Below are 25723 nucleotides of genomic sequence, written 5' to 3'. Positions count from 1 at the left end.
AAAAATGTGGATTTATTCTAAACATTCTGTATCCTTGCTTTTACAGTTTGGACAAACTACTTTTTTTCCAATACCCCTAAATGTATTGCCACATTTCTTACATTTGTATTTTTTTGTTTTAAGACTTTTTAGGTCAACATCGCCCATTGGGCCTCCGGTAGAACACATAATTACACCTTCCATTTTTTTATTATGTCAATGGTTATTATGTAGTAAATAGTATTTATTATTTTATATTAATTTTTAAGTTTATTTGGTTGGATATGCTAATCTAAATAAAAAATAGATATGTTTTGTATAAATGTTGGAATTTTAAAAAAAAATAAAAAGTTAAGAAAAGTAGATTTTTAAAATATATTTTATTATCGGTTTTTTTAATAAAAATATTCTAATTTTTAATTAGTTATATAAAAAATAAATAAAAGTATTAAGCTGGTGTGAAGCTGTCAATACTTTTTATTAAAGATTCTGCAATTTTAGTTTTATTTTCCTGACTATCTGACTGTGCAGTCTCAAATAGAATGGTATTAAATCCCTGGTCTGCAATAGGTTCTGTTACCCATTGTGGTGAAGTACCTTCAGTAAAGTTATACTCCTCAATACCTGTATCCTGACTCATTTTATGTCCATATTGGACTGCGGTAGGTGAGTTAGTACTTATTACTTGAATGTATTTAACAGGATCCCAATAATATTCCATTTCATGAACGTCAACAACCACAAACGGATGATACTGTGCTAAGTCATGAACAATATATTCATTTGCAAGCATCTCTCCCATATGTCTGTTGGTCTGATAAGCACTTGTATCAAGTCCAGGTGCATCCATATTCAATTTGATAAAGTATATGACATATTTCTTGTTTAATGTGTTGTTTTTTGTCATGTTAATTACAGTTTCATTTGTAGCATTATGGATACCACTTTCAAAACTATGTACACCTAAAATTAAAACAACAGTATCATTACTTGACGCATTACCACAAATGGTTTTATATACAGTACCATTTGTGTTATTTCCTGCAACAGTGGTGTTAATTGTATTCTCCTGGGTATTTGTGATGTGTGTTAAAGTCACAATACATGCAAGTATTACAATTAAGATTAATATAACTAATAGAACTTTATTATTCTGTCTCATTCTATCACATATATTTTATTAAAATACAATATTTTATTTATAATATTAATTATTTAAATCTAATTATAAATCAGTCCTTTGTTGATGATTTATTTAAATAAAATAAAGAAATATTTATACTAAAAAGTATATATAATATGAATAAAACTTTATATCGAGAATAAAATAATTTTATTTTATATTTTAACTCTGAGATAAAATAATTTTATTTAGATAGAGGTTAAAATAGAGAGGAATCTAAATGGAAAGAAAATATTTAATTGGTATAGCTGCTCTCATTATAATTATTGCTGTAGTTATAGGTGTTTTTGCTTTACATCCTTTTGGAATAGGCGAGGATACTACTCCATTTGACAATAAGTTTATGAGTGGTTCATTTCAGGGAAATGTAACAGAACAGTCTCCGGCTAATACCTCCAGCAAGTTTAAGGATTGGGGAGCAAGTTATAAAGATAAATCAAATGGTATCGAATATAACATGTCTTCATGTGATAATGATACTTTGATTTTAGATATTCTTCAAATTCAAAGCGGATTACCTGAACCGGAATACCGTGAGTATAATGGTTTAAATTGGACAATTTATTATTCAACTGCTGTTCCAACATCACAGGCTGTAAATAATTCTACAGCGGGCAACAGTTCCCAGGCGATTTACAATGTATATATCTGTTCCGCACAGAAGGACGGACAAAGTTATCTTATATATGTAATATCTAACGGTACTGTTAAATGTGATGGTTCAACTTACTGCGATTTATATGCAAATTACATAGAGCCATTATTAAGATCAATTGAAGTTAAACATTCAAACAATGCTCCTAAAGTATATGATATGTTAGGTGTATCCAAATCAGATTACAATACTTTGGTTAAATATGTTGATGCATATAAAGCAGGAAATCTAACAAATGGAACTAATGCATCTGCTTAATTTTTATTTCCTTTTTTTATTTTTTTTTTAAAATTTTCAATTGATTATCTTTTTTCTTTGAGGCCTTGTTTTTAAGATATTTGTCTTTCTATATTTTCCCGAGGGGTGTCTGTTTGGGACATGATTAGTGTGCTGGTTCTATTTTCATTAGGGGAATCTTAAATTTTTATTAGATTTAAGGAATATTATATTAATGAGATTAAATATAAATAGAATAGGTTATTTAATATTTAAGAAAGGTTTTATTATGGATGTTACAATTTTTCATGCTAATGAATGTGATAAGAAAAAGTGTACTGCTATAAAACTTGAAAAGGAAGGTAAAGCCAGATTGGTTTATAAGATTCGTAAAATTCCAAGGGGAGCCATTGTTCTTAATCCATTTAGTGATAAATCAGTGTCAATGGAAGATAGGAAATATGTGGAGAAAAGGGGAGTGGTAGGTCTTGATTGTTCCTGGAATAAAGTTAACAAATCTGCAACATTCTTCTCACTTTCAAAATATCACAGATCACTTCCGTTTCTAATAGCTACAAATCCCGTAAATTATGGAAAGCCATGTACATTATCTACCGTTGAAGCTATTGCCGCAACATTCTATATTACAGGTTTTAAAGATAAGGCCAAAGATTTAATGGACGGATTTAAATGGGGTCATACATTTATAGAATTGAATCATGATCTTTTGGAGTTATATAGTGAACAGGAAACCAGTGCGGAAGTTGTGGATGTTCAAAATCAGTTTTTAAATCAGTATAAGGAATAGTCCATATTAGTTTTTTAAAAACTGGGTTTTTATTGAATTGATATTTTATATTGGTTTTTAAAATTACGTGTTTTATTGGATTGGTATTTTAAATAAAATAATATTTAATTTTATTAAAATCTTGGTTTTTTATTGAAATTATCTTTAAAATACCTAACCTTTAAATACTATTAATACAATATATTTTAATAATAGTAATGAATAGACTTATTTTCATTATAATTTTATCATAGCTAATCATTGGATTAGTGTTTTTTTACTAATTATTTTTATAGGGAGGATTAATCATGGCAAAATTTGAAGAAGCTGAAGAAAGACTCTTTAATGTAAAAATTTGCTTAAAATGTGGAGCTCGTAATCCTGCTGCTGCTACAAATTGTAGAAAATGTGGTTACAAAGGATTAAGATTCAAAGCAAAAGAACCTAGAGGATAAATTTATTCTCTTTAATCATTTTTTATTTATTTTGCAAAAATAAATAATATACTATTTTTTATTAATTTTAACTGTTTATTGGTTTTCATCTATTTTTATTGGAATTGAAATTTATCAGTTTTTAACTGTTGGGATTTGGCTATTCTTATTTGAATTAGGATTTATCAATCATAATATTGGTCAATTTAATAATCATTAATTTTTATTTATATGGGTATTCCTAAAATAATGTTTAAATAAATAAAATTTTTATAATAAGATGATAAAAAATATAATTATGATTTATTTTATTCTATGGAATAATTTTTAATTAACCAATTATTTATTAAAGGGATAATCTATGAATATTGTTGAAGAACAATTTAATGAAATTAGAAAAGATCATGTTCTACATTTAACATTGATTGATCCAGATGAACAATCAGCTGAGGATGCTGTTAAAATTGCAAAAGCAGCTATTGAAGGTGGAACTGATGGTATTATGATTGGGGGCTCTACTGTTGATCAGTATCAAGTGGATTCCACCTGTAAGGCTTTATCAGAAAATATTGATTTACCTATCATTATCTTCCCAGGTAATTCATCAAATGTTAGCAGATATGCAGATGCCATATTCTTTATGAGCTATCTTAACTCAAGCAATCCATATTACATTGTTGGAGCTCAAAGTATCGGGGCATATGGTGTTAAAAAATCAGGTATTGAAAGGATTCCAATGGGTTATATAGTTGTGGAACCTGGTGGAACTGTTGGATGGGTAGGTGAAGCTAAACTTATACCACGCAATAAACCTAAAATCGCAGCGGCATACGCAATGGCTGCAGAATCATTCGGTATGAGATATGTCTATCTTGAAGCTGGTTCCGGTGCAGATAAACAAATACCTCCTGAAATGATAGCTTATACTAAGGCTGCAACCGATGTTATGTTGGTTGTTGGTGGTGGTATTAGAGATGCCGAATCATCATACATTGCTGCTAAGGCTGGAGCAGATATAATAGTTACAGGAACTGTTGTTGAAGAAACAGATGACGTTACAAATAAAGTCAGGGAAATAGTTTCTGGAATTAGGAAGGCTTCACAAGAATAAATATTAAACTTTATTTATTATTTTACTTTTTTTACTGTTTTTTTTTACACTATTTTCATATTTGGAAATTATTATATAAATTGAGGACTTAATGTGTTAGAATCATTATATTTGGAAGCAATTAAAAAGAAGGATTCAATTCAAAAGGAGATTGAAGATTTTGAACAATCAGATTTTGACATAGATAAATTTTGGAACTTCACAGATATTCAAGAGTCAAATGATAACTTTAAGACAGCCGCAGGTGATGGCAGCTATTCTTCACGTAAATTCTTGGCATTTAACCTTTATGCCGTTGGGGCTGTTAGTTACATTTATAATAGGAATAACGGTTTGGATTCAATTGAAAAGGTTGATTTCAATATTGCCGAGCATCAAAAGAATTTTACAGATAAACTTAGAAATAAGATGAACCTTTTCGAGATTGACAATGCTGTAAAATGTTTCAACGATTACGGTATCGACTATTATATGATTGACGGGTCTGTTTATGGGGATCTATTCAGGATATTTCCATATGAGGAAAAACTTAAGGATATCTATACATCTAAACTGGAGTGTATGTATAATCTCTTGAAGTTTGATAAAGGTTTAATGGCTATTTCAAAAACTTCAACAACCAATGAATATTTCCACAGCAATATTCCGGATATGTCAATATTTCAACGTTTTAATAAGTTAAAGGGATATTCGAATCCGATTTATAAGAAGGTCAAAGATGAGTTTACCTATGATTTTCCAATAATGGACAATTACTTTAAATCATTGGAGTTTACGGTCTTTTATCTAAGACTTGAGGATTATAAAAATGTATTGAAGGTGGAGCTACCATATCGCGCAAATAAGAAGGAAATTGAAAAGGTGGTTTCCATAATCAAAAGGGAATCTATTGAAGGTTATCCCTATCTTCTTAAGAAAGCTCATAATGAGGTTGTAATTCATAATAAAAACATTTTGGAGCTTGCGGAGATTGTGGGATTATATGAAAAGTCAGGTAGGGAAATGTTAAATTAGCTTTTTCATTGGATTTATCAGAAACTATTAGGCCAAATGATGATAATTGATTAAATTGGTATGGAAATCTGATTACGGTTAATCTATTTGATGTTTTAATGGAAATTTAATTGGTTTATTTTTTATTTGATTTATTTAGGATTGCTATTTAAGGTATTAATGGAAATTTAATTTGTTTATTTTGTTTAAATCATTTAAGGGTGTTAGAATGGAAGACAATGTTATAGGAAGATGTGTAGGTGAAACCTCACTTACAAATGTAAGTTTTATATCTAAGAAAATGCCTAAAATGGGTGAATATGTTACATTGGAGTATGATAATAAGATCATATTGGGTATGATTGAATCCTTGGTACGTGGAAGCGTATCTTTAAATGTGGACATATATGATCCGGATACGATTGAGAGAATTAGGAATATTGAAGGTGATGACTATTACATTAAGGGTTCTGTAAGAATACTTGGAGATGTGGACCATTTAAAGATACCTAGAACACCTGCACAGCCAGGAACCGAGATTAAACTTGCAAGTGATGAAGTCCTTGATAAGGTATTCAGGGATTCGAATGGTCTTAAATTGGGACATCTTATCTCTAATGAAAATGTTGAGGTGAATGTTGATATTAATAAGATGGTTTCAAGACATCTTGCAATACTTGCTATGACAGGTGCAGGTAAATCTAATACCGTAAGTGTGCTTATTGACGGATTACTTCAGAAGAATGGCTGTCCCTTGATATTTGATATGCACTCAGAGTATGTGGGTGCGGAATTTACAAATGGTGATGTGAATGTTATACAGCCTATATTAAATCCGCTTTATATGGAATTTTCAGAATTATTGGACCTTGCAAACATTAAAAGTAGCAGTGCATTCATACAGGAAAGATATTTGAGAAAGGCATTTAAACAAGCAAAAAGCGAGATAAGGGAAGGAATACACGCGTCAAATGATTTTTTAGAAAATATACGTGCGATACTTGAAAGATGGTCCTTGGATGAGGATAATTATGATTCAAAGGATAGAAATAGAATGACCGATGTTTTAAACAAAATCGATGATATGATTTCAAGATATGGCAATCTATTTAATTCCAATGCCTCCGATATTTTATCCAATATCAAATTAGGGCAGGCCAATATCATTGATTTAGGTCAGGTGGATGAGAGGGTTGCAGAGGTTTTAGTTCAACATGTATTAAGAACAGCCTTAAAAAGTAGAAAAGATTATGTTCATGGAGATAAGACCAAACTGGGATTTCCTTTATTCTGTGTCTTAGAGGAGGCTCATATTTTAGCTCCTAATAATAGGAATACTAAGTGTAAATATTGGATTCAAAGAATTGCCCGTGAAGGCCGTAAGTTTGGTTTGGGCCTATGTCTTGTAAGCCAATCACCTAAAACAGTAGACCAGGACGCATTGTCCCAGGCAAACAATATGATCATCTTAAGGCTTGTGGAACCTAAAGACCAGAAACATGTTCAGGCTGCAAGCGAATCTTTATCAGATGATTTGGTAGGTCAGTTACCTTCTTTAAATATTGGTGAGGCTTTAGTTTTAGGACTGATGACCAAGGTTCCAACACTTGTAAAGATTGATGAATTTAAAGGCCGCTCCGTTGGTGGAGATATCGATATTGTTGGAGCTTGGAGTCAAAGCATTAAGGATAAAGAGGAGGATCTAGAAAGACAAAGATATGAATCCGAGCAATTGGATGGTTTCTACTAGACTATCTAAAAATCATCTTTTTTTTATTTTTCAATTTGGTTAAATAGTCTTTATTAAATTATTAAATCAAAAATAATTATTTCATTTTTCTATTTATTTCAATTTATTTCAATTTGTATTTATGTATCCTTTTATGGTTTTTAGTTAAAACTGGAATTTTAAAACTATTTTTTAAATTGTTTAAATCGATTTTTAAAATCGCCTATTAAAAAATAAAATATATATGTTAATTTAAATAGATATTTATATAATTTATTTAATTTTATAAAACTATTACTTATTTATAGATTAATTCTTAAGAAAATGTGATAAAATGAAATTTGCACATCTATCAGATACTCATTTAGGTTATAGGCAGTATGGTAAAGTGGAACGTGAAAGAGACTTTGCCGCTGCTTTTCAAAATATTATAGATAAAATTATAGATTTGGATGTTGATTTTGTAATTCATAGTGGGGATTTATTTGAAACACCACGTCCAACAACCGATGCACTTTTAGTAGTTCAAAGAGCTATTAAGGAATTAAATAAAGCAGAAATACCTATTTATGCTATTGCAGGTAATCATGATTTGTCAAGAAGATCAAATCCTATTCCACCTCAGGTATTATTTAAAAACAGTGGTTTGAACTTGATAAGTCCTATAAAACCTTACTATAAAATTGAGGATTTATTTATTGGTGGTGTACCATATATGCCACAGTCAAGAAACGACATCCTAAAGGAAAAGATGACTAAGCTTTCACATAAGGCAAGCAGCTATAAGAATAAAATTCTCATTTTACATCAGGGCATTGATAAATATATACCACAGTCTGAATTGGCTATTGGGGATTTGCCTACCAATTTCTCATACTATGCATTAGGTCACCTTCACAATTATATTAATGATTCATATGGTGAAGGTCGATTGGTATATCCCGGTTCAACGGAAATATGGAAATCTAATGAATTGGCAGACTACAAAAAAAATGGAAAGGGATTTGTACTTGTTGATATGGAGGATGGTGAGGTTAATACAGAAAGAATTTCTATAGATCTTCCAAGGGAGTTTATAAATGAAAATATTCAGTATGAAACATTAAATAACAATATTCTTAAGATTAAAAATTATATCAAATCTCTTAAATTACCTCCGGTTGTAAATTTAACTATTACAGGTTCAGATTTCTCAGGTGCTGAAGTATATGATTATCTAAATAGGGAGCTTTCAGATTTGACCCTACTTTTTAGACCTACATTCAATCTTATGGAAAAGGATGTGGTGGATATTGGTCCTGTTGATGATGGCCCGATTGATATTAACAAGATTATCTCAAAAAAATTAGAGGATGAGGGCGAGGATATAGTTAATTTTGCAATTAGCCTATTTGATGAATTATCAAAGGACAATCTGGAGGAAGCCGAGGATACCATTGAAACATTTTACACTAAACATTATGGAGGTGACGAATAATGATATTTGATAGATTACAACTTAAGAATTTCAAGTCCCATTTAAACACAGATATTAAGTTTAACTCTGGTATAACCTTGATTGTAGGGGAAAATGGTGCTGGTAAATCTTCAATATTTGAGGCTATTAGTTTCGCATTATTTAAACAACACTCTGCCAGAACAATTAATGATCTTATGAGATCATCAAAGGATAATTCAGCATATAATGCTATGAGTGTAAGTTTGGAATTCACCTCTAATGGAAACCATTATAAGGTTGTAAGAACCCGTGATAAAACCAGTTCCAAAGCAATGTTATATATTAAAAAACCGAATATGAATGATGATTCTGATTTTAGCTATGGTGTAATCTGTGAAAATGATAAGAACGTTACAGCGGAAATCCAGAAAATACTTCAAATGGATTCAGATCTGTTCTTGAATGCGATATATGTAAGACAGGGTGAGATTGCGGAGCTTGTAAGTAAGACATCTGCGGAGAAAAAGAAACTTATTGCTAAATTGTTGGGTATTGATTCACTTGAAAAATCATATAATAACTTAAGGCCATTTATAAATGATTTTGAACATAAGGAATCCGAGCTAAAAGGTAAATTATCTAAAAAAACGGATGTGGAAGAAGAACTTAAAAATAAAAAAGCCGAATATGAGGACCTTAAAAAAGATGGAATCAATGTTGAACAGGAGTGCATTCAAACTGAGAAAAACTTCGATGAGTTAAATAGTAAAAAGGTTTTCTTAGAAGCTAATAAAGAGGAGTTCAACAATATTAAAATAAAATTGGATAATGGTTTAAATGAGATTGATAGGCTTAAATCCGAGAAAAACGATCTTCAAAATAAACTAGATGAAATTACCAAAGCGGAATCCGAGATTCAAAAATTGGAAAAGTATGTAAATAAATTACCAGTATATCTTGAATTTCAGGAAGCTTCTAAAAGACTCATTGATTTAAAACATACAAGGGACGGTCTTGAGGAGGATAAAAATATTGTATCTAAGCAAAAGGAAATCTTGGAGGAGAATAAAACATCATATGAAGATTATTCACGTCTTGAAAAAATCATTGAAGATCTAAGGGATGATAAATCTAAAGTTGATGGGGACGTTAAGGTTCTAGATAAATACTTGGAAGACAAATCAATTTTAGAAAAGGAATTCAACAAAGATAATAATGATTTGGAAGACTTTAAAATAGCTATTTCTGAAAAATTAGCTAAGGACGGTATTGATGATGTAAAGGATAAAGAACTAGGTGAAATTCATAAGGTAATATCCGATGAGATTCAAAGTTCAGAATATAGAATCACTAAGATAGATGATGAGAAATCTAATAAAAAATCAGAAATAGCAATCTGTGAAGATAATATCAAAACATCAGAAAAACCATTGGAAGAATTAGATTCCGTAGGTAATAAATGTCCGATATGTCAGTCTGATATTAGCAATCAGAAAAAATTGGACTTAAAGAAATCATATAAAAAATCTATAATCAATAGTAGAAAACGAATTACCCAGAATAATAAGGATTTGGTTATTTTGGATAAGGAAAAATCCGGGATTAAAGCTAGAATAAATAGACTAAATTCAATAAAGGATGACATTTCTGAGAATATTTACCTGGTAAATAAGATTGAAAACAATAAAAATAAACTAGATAATCTTGATAAGGAAATCATGGCTAAAGAGTCAAGTCGTGATATGGTTAATAAATTAGCTAAGGCCATAGAATCCGAGTCTGAAAAAAGAGACTTTTCTAAAGAAGGTTACTTTAAATATATGAAAGCTAAAGGACTTTTAGATGAAAGACCTTCAATCAATGAAATTGACCATAAGATTGCCAATATAAATGATGATTGGGACTTCCAGGTTAGGAAGATTAAATTGGCCATTAATAAGGATAGTCATCTAACAACTGAGATTACCGAAGAGGAATTGTCCTACAGAATTGACAATTTGAAAGAGAAGGAAACAAGATACAATCAACTTAAGGGTTATGTTAAAATTAAGGGTTCCATTGAATCACAGCTATTGACTAAAAAAGAGTCTTTAAGTTCAACACAGAACCTTGTAGATAATTATCGTAAGAATATTCAACTAATAAAATATGATGAGGAAGCATATAATACACTTGTTTCTAATTTGGCAACTGTTGAGACAAAATTGAAAAGGTTACAATCAGAGGTTTCTAAAATAGAAGGACAAGCTATTGCTCTTGGGGGACAAATTGATTCATTAATCAAGGAACAAAAAGAATATACAAGGTTACAGAAAGAATATGAAGATATTCGAACTTTCGTAAGTTTCTTGGATGAGATCAGATTCTTATTCTCAAAGGACGGAATGCAAGAGGATTTAAGAAAACTTTCAAGACCTACCATTCAAAAATACACAAAGGAATTCTTTGAAGAGTTCAATTTTGATTATTCTGATTTAATATTGGATGATGAATTTAATGTTAGTTTATATGGACCTGAGGGAGAATCTACCTTGGATATGGTGAGTGGTGGTGAAAAAATAGCTATTGCACTTGCATTAAGATTAGGTATTACAAAAGCCATGAGTAGTGGAGCTATGGAGACAATACTCTTAGATGAACCTACAATACATCTTGATAGTTTCCGTAGACATGAATTAATAGATCTTTTAAGAAAAATGTCCTCACTTCCACAGATGATTATTGTAACTCATGATGAAGAATTAGAGAATGCCGCTGATTCCCTTATAAAAATAGGTAAAAAAGATGGTATTTCCCAGGTAATAGGTGTTGAATAGAATTAGATTCTATTCTACTTTTATTACTTAATTATTTCTTTTAATTTCGGTAGTATGTGTTGAATAGAATTAGATTTTTTTTACTTCTTTTTTTGGCAATTTTGTATATATTATAATTATTATATAAAAAACAGTTCTTTTTATTTAAAAATAATCTAAAAAGGAATAAGTTTAGTATTAATTCCTTTTAAGACCTATAAGTGGTTTTGTAATTTTCTAACTATCTGATTTAGAAAAATCATTTTAAATCTTTCTAGTTCTTATTTTTTTTCCTTGAGTTTTCTATTCTCAGAATCTAAACTATTTTTTTCCTCTTTTGTAATATGATCTTTATCTCAGAATAATATTTTTTTTAGTAATGCCATTAAACTCTTAATTTTTTATACTGGTTTATAAGTTTTTTATAAACCTTTAATTGTTTTTTACCTTAAAGTTGAAACTTACTGCGGTGTAAGGTAAGGAACAACATGGTGTAATATGCTGGGAGTTATATGTTAATTTATCATACTTGGATAAGATCTCTTTAACTTCCTTATTGATTGAATCCAATTTGGACTCATCCTGCACTCTAAAGTTTCCAAGGAAAGTTACACAATCTGACAAGTTTAATACAGATAGTTTATCCATTTCAAACTCGCAGTCATATTTCTTTAAAACATCATTGATTTGACCTACAACCTCGTTATTTATCGCATTCTTTTCTTCCTTTGATATCATTATTACCACCATAAAATATTGAAATAGCTATTTCTTATCTTTATATTATATCAATATAAATTTTTATTGTTTTTTAGGAATTATTAATCTCCTCTTTTAGTTCTAAATATAAATCGTTCGCATTCACATGTGACGGATTAATGGAAATTGCTTTTTTCAAGAAATTTAAAGCTCCTTTAATATCTCCCTGTTGATTTAAAATGTCTCCAATCAAATACCATGCATTTGAATAATTTCTATCCATATTTATTATTTCGGTAAGTATGTCCTTGGCATAACTGTAATTTCCTTGGTCATAGTAATCTAGGGCCTCAACATATTTGTTTTCAACCTCATTAAATTCAGTTTCCACGGATTTCTGTATTTTTTTATAGGCCTTGTCCCTATTATTTGATTCTATTCGAATCTTGTTTCTCTTTAGATTTCTATTTAATTGGTCTATATCATCAATTACCTGAATGTTCTCAGGGTCATCTGATAGCTCATCATAGATATAATCCAGAATATATTTCGTGGCATTCTTGTCTAATGGTTTATTATCGTTACCACATTTAGGTGAATAAATACATTTTGGACAGCCGTCCTCACATTCACAGGTGTCGAGTAGTTGCTTGGTTGATTTTACAAGTTCATAGAATACATCTATCGCCTTTTCTGTAATACCGATTCCACCTTCATATGCATCATATATGAAGATTGTTGCCTCCTGTGTATCCTCATGGTAGTTTGTAGACATTCCTCCAATATCAAACCTATCGCACATGGTGTGTAATGGGAACAAGCCGATTAATGCGTGTTCAGCACCATGAAGGCCTCCTGGAAATACCTCTTTTTTATCGGGGTATTTCTCTTCCAAATCATCCTTTATTTTTTCATCAACTGTAAACCATAATCCCTTGGTTTTAAATCTCAAAGGTGGCAAGTCCAAATTGTATGTTCCGATTATGTCTGAGAAATGGTATTTCTTATATCTGTCAAAGTTTTCCCTGACTTCTAAAATACCGAAATGAACTGTGAAGTTTCCAATTTTGACCTTTTTAAGCTTTTCCAGTATTTTAATATTCGTATCCTTGAGTACGGTAGTGTGGTATGGCACATCCTTTTTTATGACATTCACATAATGCTGTTTGAAGTTAATGTTGGTGACAATATAGGTTTCGCTTTGATGTATTAAAACAGCACCCTCATACGCCTCTGAGTATACCTGGGATAATTCCATAACCTCAATGAGTTTTTTTCCACACATTACTTTAAATGTATTGTTGGATAACTGGTCAAGTGAGTGTTTGAAAGAGGGACTGTCATCATATGGATAATAGTATTCCCCTTTCTTATTTCTAATTATGGAATTACTATCACATAACTCATCCATTAGATATTCGGTGTCTTCCTTTGAAAGTTCTGGGGAAAATTCTTTAATTTCCTCTTTTCTAAGTGGCAGTTCATTTGAGGCGCATATAAGATGGGATTTAAGTAAAATTTCATTTTTTAAATCAATGATTGCATTTTCATGTGATCTTCCAAAGAAAAACTCAGGGTTTTTCATGAAATATTGGTCTAATTGATTTTCAAATGCAATAAGTATTACCAATGACTTGTTTTCACCTCGTCCACATCTTCCTCCCTGTTGCCAAGTGGAAACCATTGTTCCAGGATAGCCTGAAATGATTACTGCATCCAGGGTACCGATATTAATACCGAGTTCCAATGCGTTTGTTGTTGTAACGCCCAGATATTTTCTTGATTTTAAGCCTTCCTCAATTTCACGTCTGTCACTTGCAAGATAACCTGCCCTGTATGCAGTGACCCTATTGATTAATTTACTTTTATGTTCTGTCAAATCCCTTTTGGTCCATAAAGCAATAAGCTCTGCAGTTTTACGTGAAACAGTAAAACATAATGTCTGTATATTCTTTAAAATAAGATACATAAATATGAATTCCGTAGCCTGGTGAATACTCGGTTCCTTGTCCTTGTTTCTCTTGGTTTTCTTAAAGTTCTTATAGGGATTATATAAAATAAAATCTTTCTCACCACTACCTGAACCGTCCTCAGATATTAATTCAAACTCTTTTCCTGTTAACTTATTTGCATGTTCCAAAGGATTTGCAAGTGTTGCAGAGGATAAAATAAACTGGGGATTGGAACCATAGTAATTGGCAATACGTTTAAGCCGTCTTATTAAAAGCGCAACATTGGATCCGAAAATTCCTTTGTAATAATGGGATTCATCTATTACAATATATTTCAAATGGGAATAGAATCTTTTCCACTGGTGATGCCAGGATAGGATATGATGTAGTTGATATGGGTTGGTTAAAACTATTCTTGATTTCTGTCTAATGCGGTATTTGTCTTGTTTATGGGTATCACCGTCATAACAAGCAGGCTTTAAATCTATTAACAATTCCTTCTCAAAGTTTTTAAGTACGTCTAATTGATCGTGGGCCAATGCTTTTGCAGGATAAATATATAATGCTGTAGCATTCTCATCTCTTATTAAATCATCAAGGATTGGCAAATTAAAACATAAAGTTTTACCACTGGCAGTAGGGGTTGTAACAATTATGTTTCTACCTTTCTTTACAAGATTATATGCCTTAGCCTGATGGGTATATAGGCTAATTTTTTTGCGTGATAGATAGTCAAGAATTGATTCATGGAGACCATCAACCTTTTTAAAACTAGCTTTATGTGCAGGAATGGTTTCAATATATTCAATTTTATTTTTAAAACGAATATCTTCCTTGAATTTATCAATATTTAAATTAGACATACTATCCTCTAAAAATCAAATCTTTTATAATAAAAGTTAACTTAATATTTAAAAAAAAGATTTTATTTATTAAAAATTAATATATTAATTATTATTTCTTAAAATACTATTTTAATATTTCTTTTTTTAATAAATTTATTATGTTAAATAATAAATAATGTCTTAATTATTTTCTAATTTTATATTTTATAAATTATTATTCTGGAATTTATTTGAATTTTTCAATAATTTAATATGTATAGAATTTTAAATATTATACTAATTATTAAATTTAATTTTCTAGATTTAAAGTGATATTATGAGTGGTAAAAAACTATACCGTTCTAGAGATGATAAATTTCTTGCAGGTGTATGTGGCGGACTTGCAGATTATTTTAATATGGATTCCAATTTAATTAGGATTCTTTGGATTATCCTGATATTGTTTAAAGGTGCAGGTGTATTTGTTTATTTAATTGCCTGGTTGATTATACCTGAAGAGTATTAAATTTAACTCATGCTTAAATAATTACTTTTTTTAATTTTTATTATTTGTTTGAATTTCATATGTTTTTTTCTTTATGGGTCTTATTTTAACTTGAAATCTATTTTTTGACTAATTTTATTTTTTTAAGTTCTTTTTTAAACAATTGTTGAATTAATAGAAATACTTTTATATAAATTATCCTAGATTTATTAATATAAAGTTTGTTTTATAATTTTTAAAATTAGCTTTATAATGAATTTGGTGGTAAAAAATTATGAAAAATAATAAAAGGTTTGTTTACTGCCTCTTATTAGTTTTACTAATATTTGTTAGTTTTAACATGATAAGTGCAGCAGATACAAATGACACTAATGATTTAAGCCAGTCTGATACGTCTATCAGTCAGGTAAATCATACCAATGCAAACATTTTAACTAATGACAACAATGGAAATGTTTTGGCAGATCAGGAAAAAACCATATATGTAAATAATACATATGCTGGTGATAGTGAAGACGGAAGTCAAAATGCTCCCTATAAATCTATTAGTAATGCTGTAGATAAGTCCTCAAATGGGGATACAATATATATTGCTAATGGAAACTATAATTTGGAAGATCAGATCGTTATTCCCGAGAATCACTCTCTATCCATTATAGGTCAGGAGAAAGGTAAGGTAATTATTACCTCATCATTAACCTCATCTATAATTGATTTAAGTGAGGACGGTTCTAGCTTATCTTTAGTCAATTTGACTTTTAAGGATATAGAACTATCTGGAAGACGTGTTGTTCTTTTAGATTTAGAAGGAAATGAAACTGTAAACGTTAAAAATTGTGTATTTGATAATATTACGACCTCCAGAGGGGTTGTATATTTATGTACAAGTGGTGTTGGAACTATAGATAATTGTACCTTTAAAAACTCTAAATGTGGTCGTTCCCAGGGTACTGGTGCAATACGTCTTGAAGGGGAGAATACCAGTTACATTATCTCTAATTCTGTAATAGATAATACATCATTTATTGTTGATGATGATTCCTCTTTCATGTATGGTACAATATATAATAATGATAAAACTTCCAACTGTACTATTGTAAATACAACAATATCTAATTCTAATGGTGTTGCCGATTCTGTGATATGGAATAGGGGAAATATGAACATTATTGGTTCTACTATAATTAATAATAAAGTAGAGGCTAGTAATGCAGGATACCATGGAGAGGCTATATTTGTAAATCGTGGAAACTTAACAATTTCCAATTCAAAAATATATAATAATGAAGCTGTTAACTCTACATTTGAGCAAGTCAAATTAGCTTATACCTCTGATGAAGACTCTGAAGCTGATGATTTAATTCTTAAAAATAATATAATATGTAATAATACATACAAGGATTCAGAGATTTTAAATAATGGTACTGGAAATGTTGTTTATGAAAACAATAGTGATTTAAATACCGATGTTTTTGGTATAATTACCAATTCAACCTTCTTTAATTACTTTGATTCACATGGTAATTTATTAAGTACTGTTCCAGCAGGTTCTAATTTAAGTTTCTATGGGGTCTTTTCTGGTTTACCTGGAATCACATCCATTACACTTACTGATGGTATCAATGCTTTAGGTGTTAATGCTACCTTAAACGATATCATCGTTCAATTGGTAGGAAGTAATATTGGTTTTAATAACTTTACAATTATCAATACAAAAGACGGTCTTCTTGATAATGGTATTATAGCTAGTGGAAACAATATTGATATTTCAGATAATATTATTAATGTGACTGCTTCCGGTGAAGATGTTGATTCATTTGCCATAGATGCTGAGACCATTAAAAATCTCACATTTGAAAATAATAAAGTTTATTTCTATGGAAATGGTACTGATAATGGTCAATTTAGAGATATTGCAATAAATATTCAAGATACTGATAATATTAGATTCAATAACAATTTAGTTGAATCTTATTTACCTTCCTGTGCAGTTGGATATGATGCAAATTGGAATGCAAATCCAAGATCCGTAAATGTTAAAATATCTAATTCAAAAGATTTAATCTTTACAAATAACAATGTATCCACTATTTACAATAATGAAACTAATGGTAGTTATGATACAATTTATGGGGTATACATTGAAAACACACCAAATGCTACCATAAATATTAATGAGATTAATACATTATCTAATAATTATGGATATGGCTTGTCCTTGTTAGGTAGCTATGATTATAATACACAGAATTATAATTATGCATCATTTAATGTAACTAGCAATAATATTGATACTGAGTCTTTTGGTTATGGTGCATGGGGTGTTCAAACCTTATTGGCTAACGGTACAATTGCAGGTAACAATATTTCCGCTAAGGCTTTAAACTTTACAGAGCCTGTATATACTGAGGGTTATCTTGGTCCTTCTTATACCACTATTGCAAACAATACCATCTATGGTGTAGGTTCTAGTGGATATGGTATTAGTGTTGGTGGAATTGAGGAAAACATCTACAACAACCATATTAATGTTACTGGAATCTCCGGTATCGGTTTGAATTTACATGGTGCTGATGCGGTTGCTGATATTCAAAACAACACTATCTATGCAAATGGTAATTCCACTATTACTGGAGTGGAAACCGCTGGTAAAACCGCAAACATTCAAAATAACCACATCTATACCGACGGAAACTATACTGTAAATATATCCGGATCTGATAATACCAATGTTACAGATAACTTTTTAGTTGCAAATAGTCTAATGGGAGATAATAGTGTTTACACTAATGAAACCCTTAAAAATATTATTGCAAACAATAATCCTTTACCTCCTGCAAATTACACATTAACCAATGACACATTCTTTGAGTTCTTTGATTCTAATGGTAATTTATTAGGTAAAGTTTACAAAGGTTCAAACTTAACTTTCAATGGTCCTTTCGCTGGTTTACCTGGAATCACATCTATTACACTTACTGATGGTATTAACGCTATAGGTGTTAATGCTACCTTAAACGATATCATTGTCCAGTTAGTAGGAGATAATATTGGTTTTAATAATTTTACAATTATCAATACTAAGGAAGGTGAACTTGATAATGGTATTATAGCTAGTGGAAACAATATTAATATTTCAGATAATATTATTAATGTAACCGCTTCCGGTGAAGGTGTTGATTCATTTGCTGTTGATGTTGAATCTGTAAATAATCTTAGTTTTGTTAACAATAAGGTCTATTTCTATGGAAATGGTACTGACAATGATCAATTTAGGGACATTGCAATTAATGTTTTAGATTCTGATAATATTGACTTTGATAACAATTTGGTTGAATCCTACTTGCCTTCCTGTGCAGTGGGATATGACGCAAATTGGAATGCAAATCCAAGATCCGTAAATATTAAAGTGTCTAACTCAAAAGATTTAATCTTTACAAATAACAATGTGTCTACTATTTACAATAATGAAACTAAAGGTAGCTATGATACAATTTATGGCGTATACATTGAAAACACACCTAATGCAAAAGTAGATAACAATATCATAAATACAATAGCTAGTAATTATGGATATGGTTTGTCCTTGTTAGGTGGCTATGATTATAATACATATGATTATATTTATGCATCATTTAATGTAACTAACAACAATATTAATACTGAGTCTGTTGGTTATGGTGCATGGGGTGTTCAAACCTTATTGGCTAACGGTACTATTTCAAATAACTACATTTCTGCTAAGGCTTTAAACTTTACAGAGCCTGTTTATACCGAGGGTTATCTTGGTCCTTCTTACACCACTATTGCAAACAATACAATCTATGGTGTAGGTTCTAGTGGATATGGTATTAGTGCTGGTGGAATTGAGGAAAATATTTACAACAATAACATTAATGTTAGTGGAATTTCCGGTATCGGTTTAAACTTACATGGTGCTAGTGCGGTTGCAGATATTCAAAACAACACTATCTATGCAAATGGCAACTTCACTATTACAGGAGTGGATACCGCCGGTAAAACCGCAAACATTCAAAATAACCACATTTATACCGATGGAGATTATGCTGTTAACTTAGGAAAATCCTCAAACTCAAATGTCACTGACAATTACTTGGTAGCTAATGATTTGTTAGGAGATTCAAGTGTTAATAATGAAAATACTACCAATAATGTATATGATAATATTCCATCATATTATGTAAATGTCACAGTAGTTAATACAAATATTACAAAGTATTATAGAAACGGCACTAATCTAGTTGTTGTTTTAACTAATAAGAATGGTAAACCAATTGCAGATCAAAACGTTTATGTAAAATACGATTTAGGTAACAATACTACCAAGATTTACCAACTCACCACTAATGAATCAGGTATTGCAGAATTGGCTATCGATTCATTACCTGGTAAATACAATGCAACAGTATTCCTTAAAAACCAAGGATATGCATATTCCAATATGACTGTGCCTATTAATATTACTGTTTTGACTCAAAACGTAACTATTGAAGGTTCAAATCTTGTTAAGTATTATGGTAATGGATCCAATTTAAGAATACGTTTGGTTGACTTAAATGGTGTTGGTATTTCAAATGTGAAAGTTAGTTTCACGGTATGTGGTAAAACCTATTACAAGACTACCGATTCCATGGGTTATGCTACCTTGGCTATTAATCTATATTCCGGAAAATACAATGTTTCAGTTGCTATTGATGATTTAGGTTATAAAGCAAATAAACTATCAGCAAATGTCACTGTGCTTAAGATTCCAGCAACCTTAAAAATAGTTAACACAAACATTAAGAAAGGTACCTATCTTAAAGTTAGACTTTTAGATAAAAACAATAAACCTATTAAGGCAACTCAAGTCAAGATTACAGTATGTGGCAAGACATATATTAAAACTACAGATGCTAACGGTTATGCATACCTAAAGATTAACCTTAATCCTAAAAAATACACTGTTAAAGTAAGCATTAAGGATACACGTAACTATAATGTGAAATCTACAAGCGCTAAAATCACAGTTCGTAAATAGGCTTTTAAAAATTAAAATTTGTCCATATAGGGATAATTCCCTATTTTATTCTTTTTTTATTAATTGATTAAACTCGATTTTTTCAGTTTTAAATATGGATTTAAGTATTTAAATGATTCTTTTACTAATTAAAATAGCTTTTTTTTATCAAATAACTTGTTTTAATGATTTATTATTATTTTGTATTTAATCTAGTAAAAATTAGTGGACTTATGTTTTTTTAGTAAGTCTCATTTTAAAGGGGTATTATTAAAAATAAATGTAATTTTGTATTTAATCTAGCAAAAATTAGTGGATTTAAGTTTTAAAAAAATTATGTCAATAGAATCTTTTAAAGGTATAAGCAAATAATTTTTTTATAAACTAATAAAATAATATTTTGGAGAATCCTTAATAAAACATTATAAATTTTTTGATGAGGTTATGATTTTAAACTAGATTTAACTTAAATATCATAGTCTCCATTGACAGCACCGCGGATTGTATCTACAATACAATTTGCGTTCCATCCCACAAGGGCTGTAGCTACTTTTTCTAGATTCTCAGGAACTTCCTCAAGTCCATAAGGTCTTACAAGTACTATTGGAATGTTAAATAATTGGGACGCTTTAACGATATCGTCTATATTCTCCTTATCCTTTTCATAGATACCTGAGAGAATAATAATAACATCTATCTTGCTGAAAAAACTTTCAGGCATATGGTGGTAGGATGCTGCAACAGACTCCTTCCATAGAAAGTCAGATTTTGAATATAGTTTTTCCGTAAACTGGGCATAGTCGTTTTCATAGCCGGATCCTCTAGTAATCAAGAGATTATATATTTTATCATCATTATCTTCTTCAAACATGTCATTGACCTGCTAAAATTTTTTAAATTAAAAGAATTGTTATCTTAAACACTTTAATGGTCTATATATTTATTAGAATAAATATTGATTTTTATTTTTAAACAATATAACCAATAAATAAAAAATCATATATAAAATTATATAAAGTTATGAATATAAAAATATATTCAAAAAATTGTTAAAAAATTAATTTATAATAATTGTGTAGGAATGTTTATTTATTAAACATATTATATGATTTATTTAAATTAGTTTTTTGATTTATAAAATAAAGTATTTAGGAAAAGGGAAATTTTAAAATGAGAGCAGCAGTAATTGGACTTGGAGTTGAAGGTAAAAAAGCTTCAAAATCACTATTAGATCATGGATGGTCTGTATATGCATCAGATTTAGAAACTGATATAGATCTTAAAGAGTTTAACATGCCTATAACTGATATTAATGTTAAAACAGATAACACTGAACAGATATCAATAATTGCAGATAATCTTATAGTTGATTTAGGTACTAATAATATCAATGAGATCAATGATTCTGATGCTATTGTTTTAAGTCCCAGTATGTGGAATAGTAAGTTTGCAAATCAATTTAAATTGTCCGGTAAATTATTGCAGGATGTTCTGGATAAACACAGAAAAATATTCACCATTGGTGTAACCGGAACCAATGGAAAAACTACCTCCGTCTATATGATTAAGGAGATTTTAGAGGCAAGTGGTAAAAAGGTTTTAGTTGGGGGAAATGCAGGTGGTGGATTTAATGGATATTATGATATCATTTTAGAGGCGGAAGAGGGGGATTATGATGTGATTCTTGTTGAAGTATGTGATATGACCTTAAGCTTCTGCCAATATTGTTTTAACTTTGATTTAATCGCACTTACTAATATGGGTAATGATCATATGGATGTACATAAAAGTATGGATAACTATGCTGAGGAATTATGCACCATATTCAAGCATAAACATATAGTTATTAATGAAAATCAGGAATATGCCGATAAGTTTGAAAAGTCTGCAAGTCATGTTTCTAGATTTAAAGAGTCTGATTTAAACCTTAAGGTTATTGGTAAGTTTAATAAATTGAATGCTGGTCTAGCAACTGAGGTTGCACATCAGATGGGAATTCCCGATAGCATATCCAATAAGGTTTTAGAGAATTTTGAAGCTGTAGAGGGAAGACTTAAAGTTTATAAATTATTTGATTCAGAGATTTATGTTGGAAAGACAGATAATTCCGATGCTGTAAAATCCATATTTGATGAGAAGTATTTCTATGCCGCATTTATCGGAACACCTAGACCTAATGAACAGCATCGTTTGGATATCTTAAACGAGGTTGTAAAGCATGATCCCAAGGTAATCGTATTGTTCCCTGGTCTTGCAAATACCATAAATATGGCATTAGATAGAATTAACCAATTGGAATATGATGGTGAGGTTTACACTGCACATAATCTTGATGAGCTAATTGAATATGTTGCTGAGTTTGCCCATGAGGACTATCTATTTATCGGTGGTAATGGCCAGGAGATAATTATAACAATTCAGGAAAGACTTGAAGAGCTATGTAAGGTCTGTAATTAGCGACATTTTAAAGATTAATTGATTTAATTAAATGAATTATTTAGTATGTAATTGGTGATTTTTTAAAGATTAATTATATTTAAATTAATAAAATATTAAATAATAAAAGTTTAATTTAATTTTTAAACTATTATTGCCCTTAAATGGATGGAAATAAAAAAAATTAAATTTATAATTTAATATTATTCATATTTATCGAATTGTTACTATAATCACCTTAAAATCGATCATGATTTCTAATTATGACATATTTCAATAGGTATTAATTAAGGAAAATCAAATTTATAATAATATCACATATTTTTTTAAATAGGTATTAAAATGTATGAGGATCAATTGATAATCCATATTTTTTTAAATATATATCAAAGATTGATTATCATATATGTTAAAAAATATTAAGGTTGTAGTTTAATGGAAAGTGAAGAGTTTTTTAGAAGTTTAGAAAATGGTGTAGTGGTTCTAGGGGGCTGCGGTACAGTTGGAAGTTTAATTGCAAGAATTTTGGCATGTCATGATTATGATGTAACAATTATTGACAGTGCCCCTGATTCTTATCTTACTCCAATATTTAAAAAGGAGGGAATTCATCTTAAGTTAGGTGAGGAATTAGATGATGATTCATTTAAAGGCAAATCCGCTATATTTGTAGCACCAAGTCTTTTAAAGAATGATTATTTCACCACAAAATTAAACAACTTTAATAAATCCGAATTGCCAGTTTATTCCATTAATGAGATTCTCGAATTCTTCTCACCAGATAAACCTGTAATAGCTGTTACCGGTACCAACGGTAAAAGTACTACAACCCATGCCTTAAAACATATTTTCCAGGTAAACGGGTATAAGGTACCTTCACATGGTCTTCGTATACAGGGTAATAGTGAATTTATTCCGGCGTTACAATCCCGTTTGGATGGGGATATAAGTGTTTTGGAAATCGGAACATTTGGAAGAAAAGGTGAAATTAAACGTTCTGCAACTAATTCCCATGTAAATACTGCAGTTATAACTAACATCACCCATGACCATTTAAACAATGGTACTTTTGAAGATTATATAAACTGTAAAAAGGAAATGATAGAAGTCGCAGATAATTTGATATTGGATGGCGATGATCCCATATTGGTTGATTTAAAGTCACGGTTTACAGACAAAAAATTCTATTTCTTTGGAATTAAAGATGATGAAAACCCATTATTTGACGGCAAATATTATAGGGATTGTCCTAAATGTGGTAAAAAATTAAAGTATGATGTAAATTATCTTAGAAGTTTAGGGGAATTCGATTGCTCATGCGGATTTAAAAATCCTGAATTGGATGTATATGCTACCAATATCAGAATTATTAAGGAAGGCAATACTACCAAAACCAAATATACAATACATTTTGCCGATGAGGCAAGGGATATAACATTGCCTCATAGCGGTATTCATAATGTTTATAATTCACTTGCAGCAGCGTGTGCAGCTTGGGTTCAAGGTCTGGATATAAATGGCATAGTTAAAGCTATTGAATCATTTAAAGGGGTACCTGGTAGATTGGAATATATTAATGATGATCCTACCATAATAATTGACTTTGCCCATAATCCTGCAGGTGTTGAAACTATTATAAAGACGGTCTTGAAACTTAAAACCGAATCTAATAATATAATTGTGATTAATACAATCTCATCTGAAAGTGGCCGTCAGGGTGATGAGGCAATCGCAAAACTTTTATCTGATGTGGATACTGTAATACCGGTTTCTACTCCATCTAGTAAGATGGCTAGATACATTGATACCAATGTATTACAAATAAAAACACGGACTAAATTTAATAAAACCGGTACCATTGGTTCCTCTCCAGAACAGGTTGAAGAGGGTTTAAGACTAGGTTTAAAAATTGCTGAATCAGATGACATTATCTTGTTAATTGGTGAGGCAGGTGTTAAATATGCAAAACCTGCTTTAAACAAGATTTTATTTGAGAATGTTAAGGGAAATAATTAGATGGACGCTTTAAACGGGATTTTATTTGAGAATGTTAAGGGAAATAATTAGATCTTGTTTATTTTTATAATTTTTTTATTAATATGGGTTGATTATATGGTTAGTGCAGTTGTTACCGGTGCAGGTTTAAATTCAAGAATGCGTAGTGATTTAAGGAGTTTAGATTTACCAATTAAAAATAAATTAACACTCCCACTAACTAAAGTCAATAATACTCAAAAAACTATTCTTGAGTTAACATTAGACAATGTATTAAACTCAGGAGTAGGTGAATGTATTTTAGTACTTGGTCATTATAAAGATGAGATAATTAACTCTTTAAGTGAGGAGTATCTATCAAAGATAAAAATTGTTGAAAATAAACCTCATGATGTAGGTCTCTCAACATCATTATACAATGGTTTGTCACATCTTAAGGGGAAATTTGCATTATGTGTATCAGGTGACCAGCCTACAATATCATCAACAACATATAAAAACATGATTAATGTTTTCTTTAATTGGGGGGATTGCGAAAAATCTATTTCCTTTTTACGCCGTAGAGAATGTGGTCCGTTAGACAATGCTATTGGATTAGGAATGCCATTTGTAGCTTCAAAAAATCTTTTAATACCTTATCTTGAAAATACTGACTCAAATTTAAATCCTATTTTAAGGGAAATATTTGATAGGCAAATTAAGTTTTATGGGGTTAAAGAGCAATTTGACTTGGAACTTGTAAACATTAATCATTATACTGACTATCAATTTGTAAAAGAGAATTTGGATATAAAAAATTATTATTATTAATTTTATCTTTCTAATTTTATTAATTTTCAAAATTCTATAAAACATTGATCCTTTTTTGTATAATATTTAGTTTCAATTTTTCCTTCTATTTTATTTGATCATGATGTAAACCTTAATCTTTTTTGTATAATTGAGATATTCGATTCTAACATTAGTATTAAT

The 25723-nt window shown here is 30.0% G+C and carries 18 protein-coding genes; 13 read left to right on the top strand and 5 right to left on the bottom strand.

Annotated elements, in window-relative coordinates; translation table 11 throughout:
* Window positions 1-12 precede the first annotated feature (12 nt).
* Together ABM4_RS09070 and ABM4_RS04430 are read right to left on the bottom strand one after the other, a co-directional pair.
* Entirely contained in the window at window positions 13-168 is a 156-nt protein-coding gene (locus tag ABM4_RS09070; protein ID WP_016358478.1) for a hypothetical protein, read from the bottom strand.
* A gap of 259 nt (window positions 169-427) precedes the next feature.
* Window positions 428-1141: a hypothetical protein gene (locus ABM4_RS04430; RefSeq protein WP_016358477.1), complete on the bottom strand. Its 714-nt coding sequence runs from the start codon at window positions 1139-1141 to the stop codon at window positions 428-430.
* Window positions 1142-1382: 241 nt separating this feature from the next.
* Between ABM4_RS04430 and ABM4_RS04425 the strand changes: the two genes are divergently transcribed.
* From ABM4_RS04425 to ABM4_RS04390, 8 genes are all read left to right on the top strand, one after another.
* Entirely contained in the window at window positions 1383-2075 is a 693-nt protein-coding gene (locus tag ABM4_RS04425; protein ID WP_016358476.1) for a hypothetical protein, read from the top strand.
* A 247-nt stretch (window positions 2076-2322) separates the two neighbouring features.
* The gene (locus ABM4_RS04420) at window positions 2323-2841 is read left to right on the top strand and encodes a DUF367 family protein (RefSeq protein ID WP_016358475.1); all 519 of its coding nucleotides are present in this window, start codon (window positions 2323-2325) and stop codon (window positions 2839-2841) included.
* A 287-nt stretch (window positions 2842-3128) separates the two neighbouring features.
* Window positions 3129-3275: a 50S ribosomal protein L40e gene (locus tag ABM4_RS04415; protein ID WP_016358474.1), complete on the top strand. Its 147-nt coding sequence runs from the start codon at window positions 3129-3131 to the stop codon at window positions 3273-3275.
* 340 nt (window positions 3276-3615) lie between these two features.
* Window positions 3616-4365 (top strand): geranylgeranylglyceryl/heptaprenylglyceryl phosphate synthase, encoded by a 750-nt coding sequence (locus tag ABM4_RS04410; RefSeq protein ID WP_016358473.1) that lies wholly within the window; start codon window positions 3616-3618, stop codon window positions 4363-4365.
* A 93-nt stretch (window positions 4366-4458) separates the two neighbouring features.
* Window positions 4459-5379, top strand: a complete 921-nt coding sequence (locus ABM4_RS04405; RefSeq protein WP_016358472.1) for a DNA double-strand break repair nuclease NurA — start codon at window positions 4459-4461, stop codon at window positions 5377-5379.
* Between the two features lie 208 nt (window positions 5380-5587).
* A complete protein-coding gene (locus ABM4_RS04400; protein ID WP_016358471.1) occupies window positions 5588-7108 on the top strand; it encodes an ATP-binding protein in 1521 nt (506 codons plus the stop codon).
* Window positions 7109-7421: 313 nt separating this feature from the next.
* Window positions 7422-8564, top strand: coding sequence for a DNA repair exonuclease (locus ABM4_RS04395; RefSeq protein WP_016358470.1), 1143 nt, complete (start codon window positions 7422-7424; stop codon window positions 8562-8564).
* Window positions 8564-11341 (top strand): AAA family ATPase, encoded by a 2778-nt coding sequence (locus ABM4_RS04390; RefSeq protein WP_016358469.1) that lies wholly within the window; start codon window positions 8564-8566, stop codon window positions 11339-11341. The genes ABM4_RS04395 and ABM4_RS04390 overlap by 1 nt, the downstream gene beginning before the upstream one ends.
* 411 nt (window positions 11342-11752) lie before the next feature.
* On the opposite strand, the gene ABM4_RS04385 is transcribed toward ABM4_RS04390, so the two are convergent.
* Both ABM4_RS04385 and ABM4_RS04380 read right to left on the bottom strand, forming a co-directional pair.
* Window positions 11753-12058 (bottom strand): hypothetical protein, encoded by a 306-nt coding sequence (locus tag ABM4_RS04385; RefSeq protein ID WP_016358468.1) that lies wholly within the window; start codon window positions 12056-12058, stop codon window positions 11753-11755.
* A 73-nt stretch (window positions 12059-12131) separates the two neighbouring features.
* Window positions 12132-14834, bottom strand: a complete 2703-nt coding sequence (locus ABM4_RS04380) for a DEAD/DEAH box helicase (RefSeq protein ID WP_016358467.1) — start codon at window positions 14832-14834, stop codon at window positions 12132-12134.
* A gap of 298 nt (window positions 14835-15132) precedes the next feature.
* Here ABM4_RS04380 and ABM4_RS04375 point away from each other — a divergent pair, with 298 nt between their 5' ends.
* Both ABM4_RS04375 and ABM4_RS04370 read left to right on the top strand, forming a co-directional pair.
* The gene (locus ABM4_RS04375) at window positions 15133-15321 is read left to right on the top strand and encodes a PspC domain-containing protein (protein ID WP_016358466.1); all 189 of its coding nucleotides are present in this window, start codon (window positions 15133-15135) and stop codon (window positions 15319-15321) included.
* Between the two features lie 253 nt (window positions 15322-15574).
* Complete coding sequence (locus tag ABM4_RS04370) at window positions 15575-20341, top strand: hypothetical protein (RefSeq protein ID WP_016358465.1); 4767 nt, start codon at window positions 15575-15577, stop codon at window positions 20339-20341.
* Window positions 20342-20786: 445 nt separating this feature from the next.
* Here the strand turns inward: ABM4_RS04370 and ABM4_RS04365 are convergent, their stop codons facing one another.
* The gene (locus ABM4_RS04365) at window positions 20787-21191 is read right to left on the bottom strand and encodes a hypothetical protein (protein WP_016358464.1); all 405 of its coding nucleotides are present in this window, start codon (window positions 21189-21191) and stop codon (window positions 20787-20789) included.
* A 299-nt stretch (window positions 21192-21490) separates the two neighbouring features.
* Between ABM4_RS04365 and ABM4_RS04360 the strand changes: the two genes are divergently transcribed.
* The 3 genes from ABM4_RS04360 (at window position 21491) to ABM4_RS04350 (ending at window position 25561) form a co-directional block, all read left to right on the top strand.
* A complete protein-coding gene (locus ABM4_RS04360; protein ID WP_016358463.1) occupies window positions 21491-22777 on the top strand; it encodes a Mur ligase family protein in 1287 nt (428 codons plus the stop codon).
* Window positions 22778-23191: 414 nt separating this feature from the next.
* Entirely contained in the window at window positions 23192-24772 is a 1581-nt protein-coding gene (locus tag ABM4_RS04355) for a Mur ligase family protein (protein ID WP_016358462.1), read from the top strand.
* Window positions 24773-24868: 96 nt separating this feature from the next.
* A complete protein-coding gene (locus ABM4_RS04350; RefSeq protein ID WP_016358461.1) occupies window positions 24869-25561 on the top strand; it encodes an NTP transferase domain-containing protein in 693 nt (230 codons plus the stop codon).
* The last annotated feature ends 162 nt before the right edge of the window (window positions 25562-25723 follow it).

Origin of the sequence: Methanobrevibacter sp. AbM4 (assembly GCF_000404165.1) — an archaeon.
Taxonomy (GTDB): domain Archaea; phylum Methanobacteriota; class Methanobacteria; order Methanobacteriales; family Methanobacteriaceae; genus Methanarmilla; species Methanarmilla boviskoreani.
Note: the sequence above shows the minus strand (reverse complement) of the source record. Positions and strands in the feature narration are given on the sequence as shown.

Excerpts from the sequence above, each read along its gene's own strand:
- ABM4_RS09070 (WP_016358478.1), bottom strand. The coding sequence starts at position 168 with ATGTGTTCTACCGGAGGCCCAATGGGCGATGTTGACCTAAAAAGTCTT.
- ABM4_RS04430 (WP_016358477.1), bottom strand. The coding sequence starts at position 1,141 with ATGAGACAGAATAATAAAGTTCTATTAGTTATATTAATCTTAATTGTA.
- ABM4_RS04425 (WP_016358476.1), top strand. The coding sequence starts at position 1,383 with ATGGAAAGAAAATATTTAATTGGTATAGCTGCTCTCATTATAATTATT.
- ABM4_RS04420 (WP_016358475.1), top strand. The coding sequence starts at position 2,323 with ATGGATGTTACAATTTTTCATGCTAATGAATGTGATAAGAAAAAGTGT.
- ABM4_RS04415 (WP_016358474.1), top strand. The coding sequence starts at position 3,129 with ATGGCAAAATTTGAAGAAGCTGAAGAAAGACTCTTTAATGTAAAAATT.
- ABM4_RS04410 (WP_016358473.1), top strand. The coding sequence starts at position 3,616 with ATGAATATTGTTGAAGAACAATTTAATGAAATTAGAAAAGATCATGTT.
- ABM4_RS04400 (WP_016358471.1), top strand. The coding sequence starts at position 5,588 with ATGGAAGACAATGTTATAGGAAGATGTGTAGGTGAAACCTCACTTACA.
- ABM4_RS04395 (WP_016358470.1), top strand. The coding sequence starts at position 7,422 with ATGAAATTTGCACATCTATCAGATACTCATTTAGGTTATAGGCAGTAT.
- ABM4_RS04390 (WP_016358469.1), top strand. The coding sequence starts at position 8,564 with ATGATATTTGATAGATTACAACTTAAGAATTTCAAGTCCCATTTAAAC.
- ABM4_RS04385 (WP_016358468.1), bottom strand. The coding sequence starts at position 12,058 with ATGATATCAAAGGAAGAAAAGAATGCGATAAATAACGAGGTTGTAGGT.
- ABM4_RS04380 (WP_016358467.1), bottom strand. The coding sequence starts at position 14,834 with ATGTCTAATTTAAATATTGATAAATTCAAGGAAGATATTCGTTTTAAA.
- ABM4_RS04375 (WP_016358466.1), top strand. The coding sequence starts at position 15,133 with ATGAGTGGTAAAAAACTATACCGTTCTAGAGATGATAAATTTCTTGCA.
- ABM4_RS04370 (WP_016358465.1), top strand. The coding sequence starts at position 15,575 with ATGAAAAATAATAAAAGGTTTGTTTACTGCCTCTTATTAGTTTTACTA.
- ABM4_RS04365 (WP_016358464.1), bottom strand. The coding sequence starts at position 21,191 with ATGTTTGAAGAAGATAATGATGATAAAATATATAATCTCTTGATTACT.
- ABM4_RS04360 (WP_016358463.1), top strand. The coding sequence starts at position 21,491 with ATGAGAGCAGCAGTAATTGGACTTGGAGTTGAAGGTAAAAAAGCTTCA.
- ABM4_RS04355 (WP_016358462.1), top strand. The coding sequence starts at position 23,192 with ATGGAAAGTGAAGAGTTTTTTAGAAGTTTAGAAAATGGTGTAGTGGTT.
- ABM4_RS04350 (WP_016358461.1), top strand. The coding sequence starts at position 24,869 with ATGGTTAGTGCAGTTGTTACCGGTGCAGGTTTAAATTCAAGAATGCGT.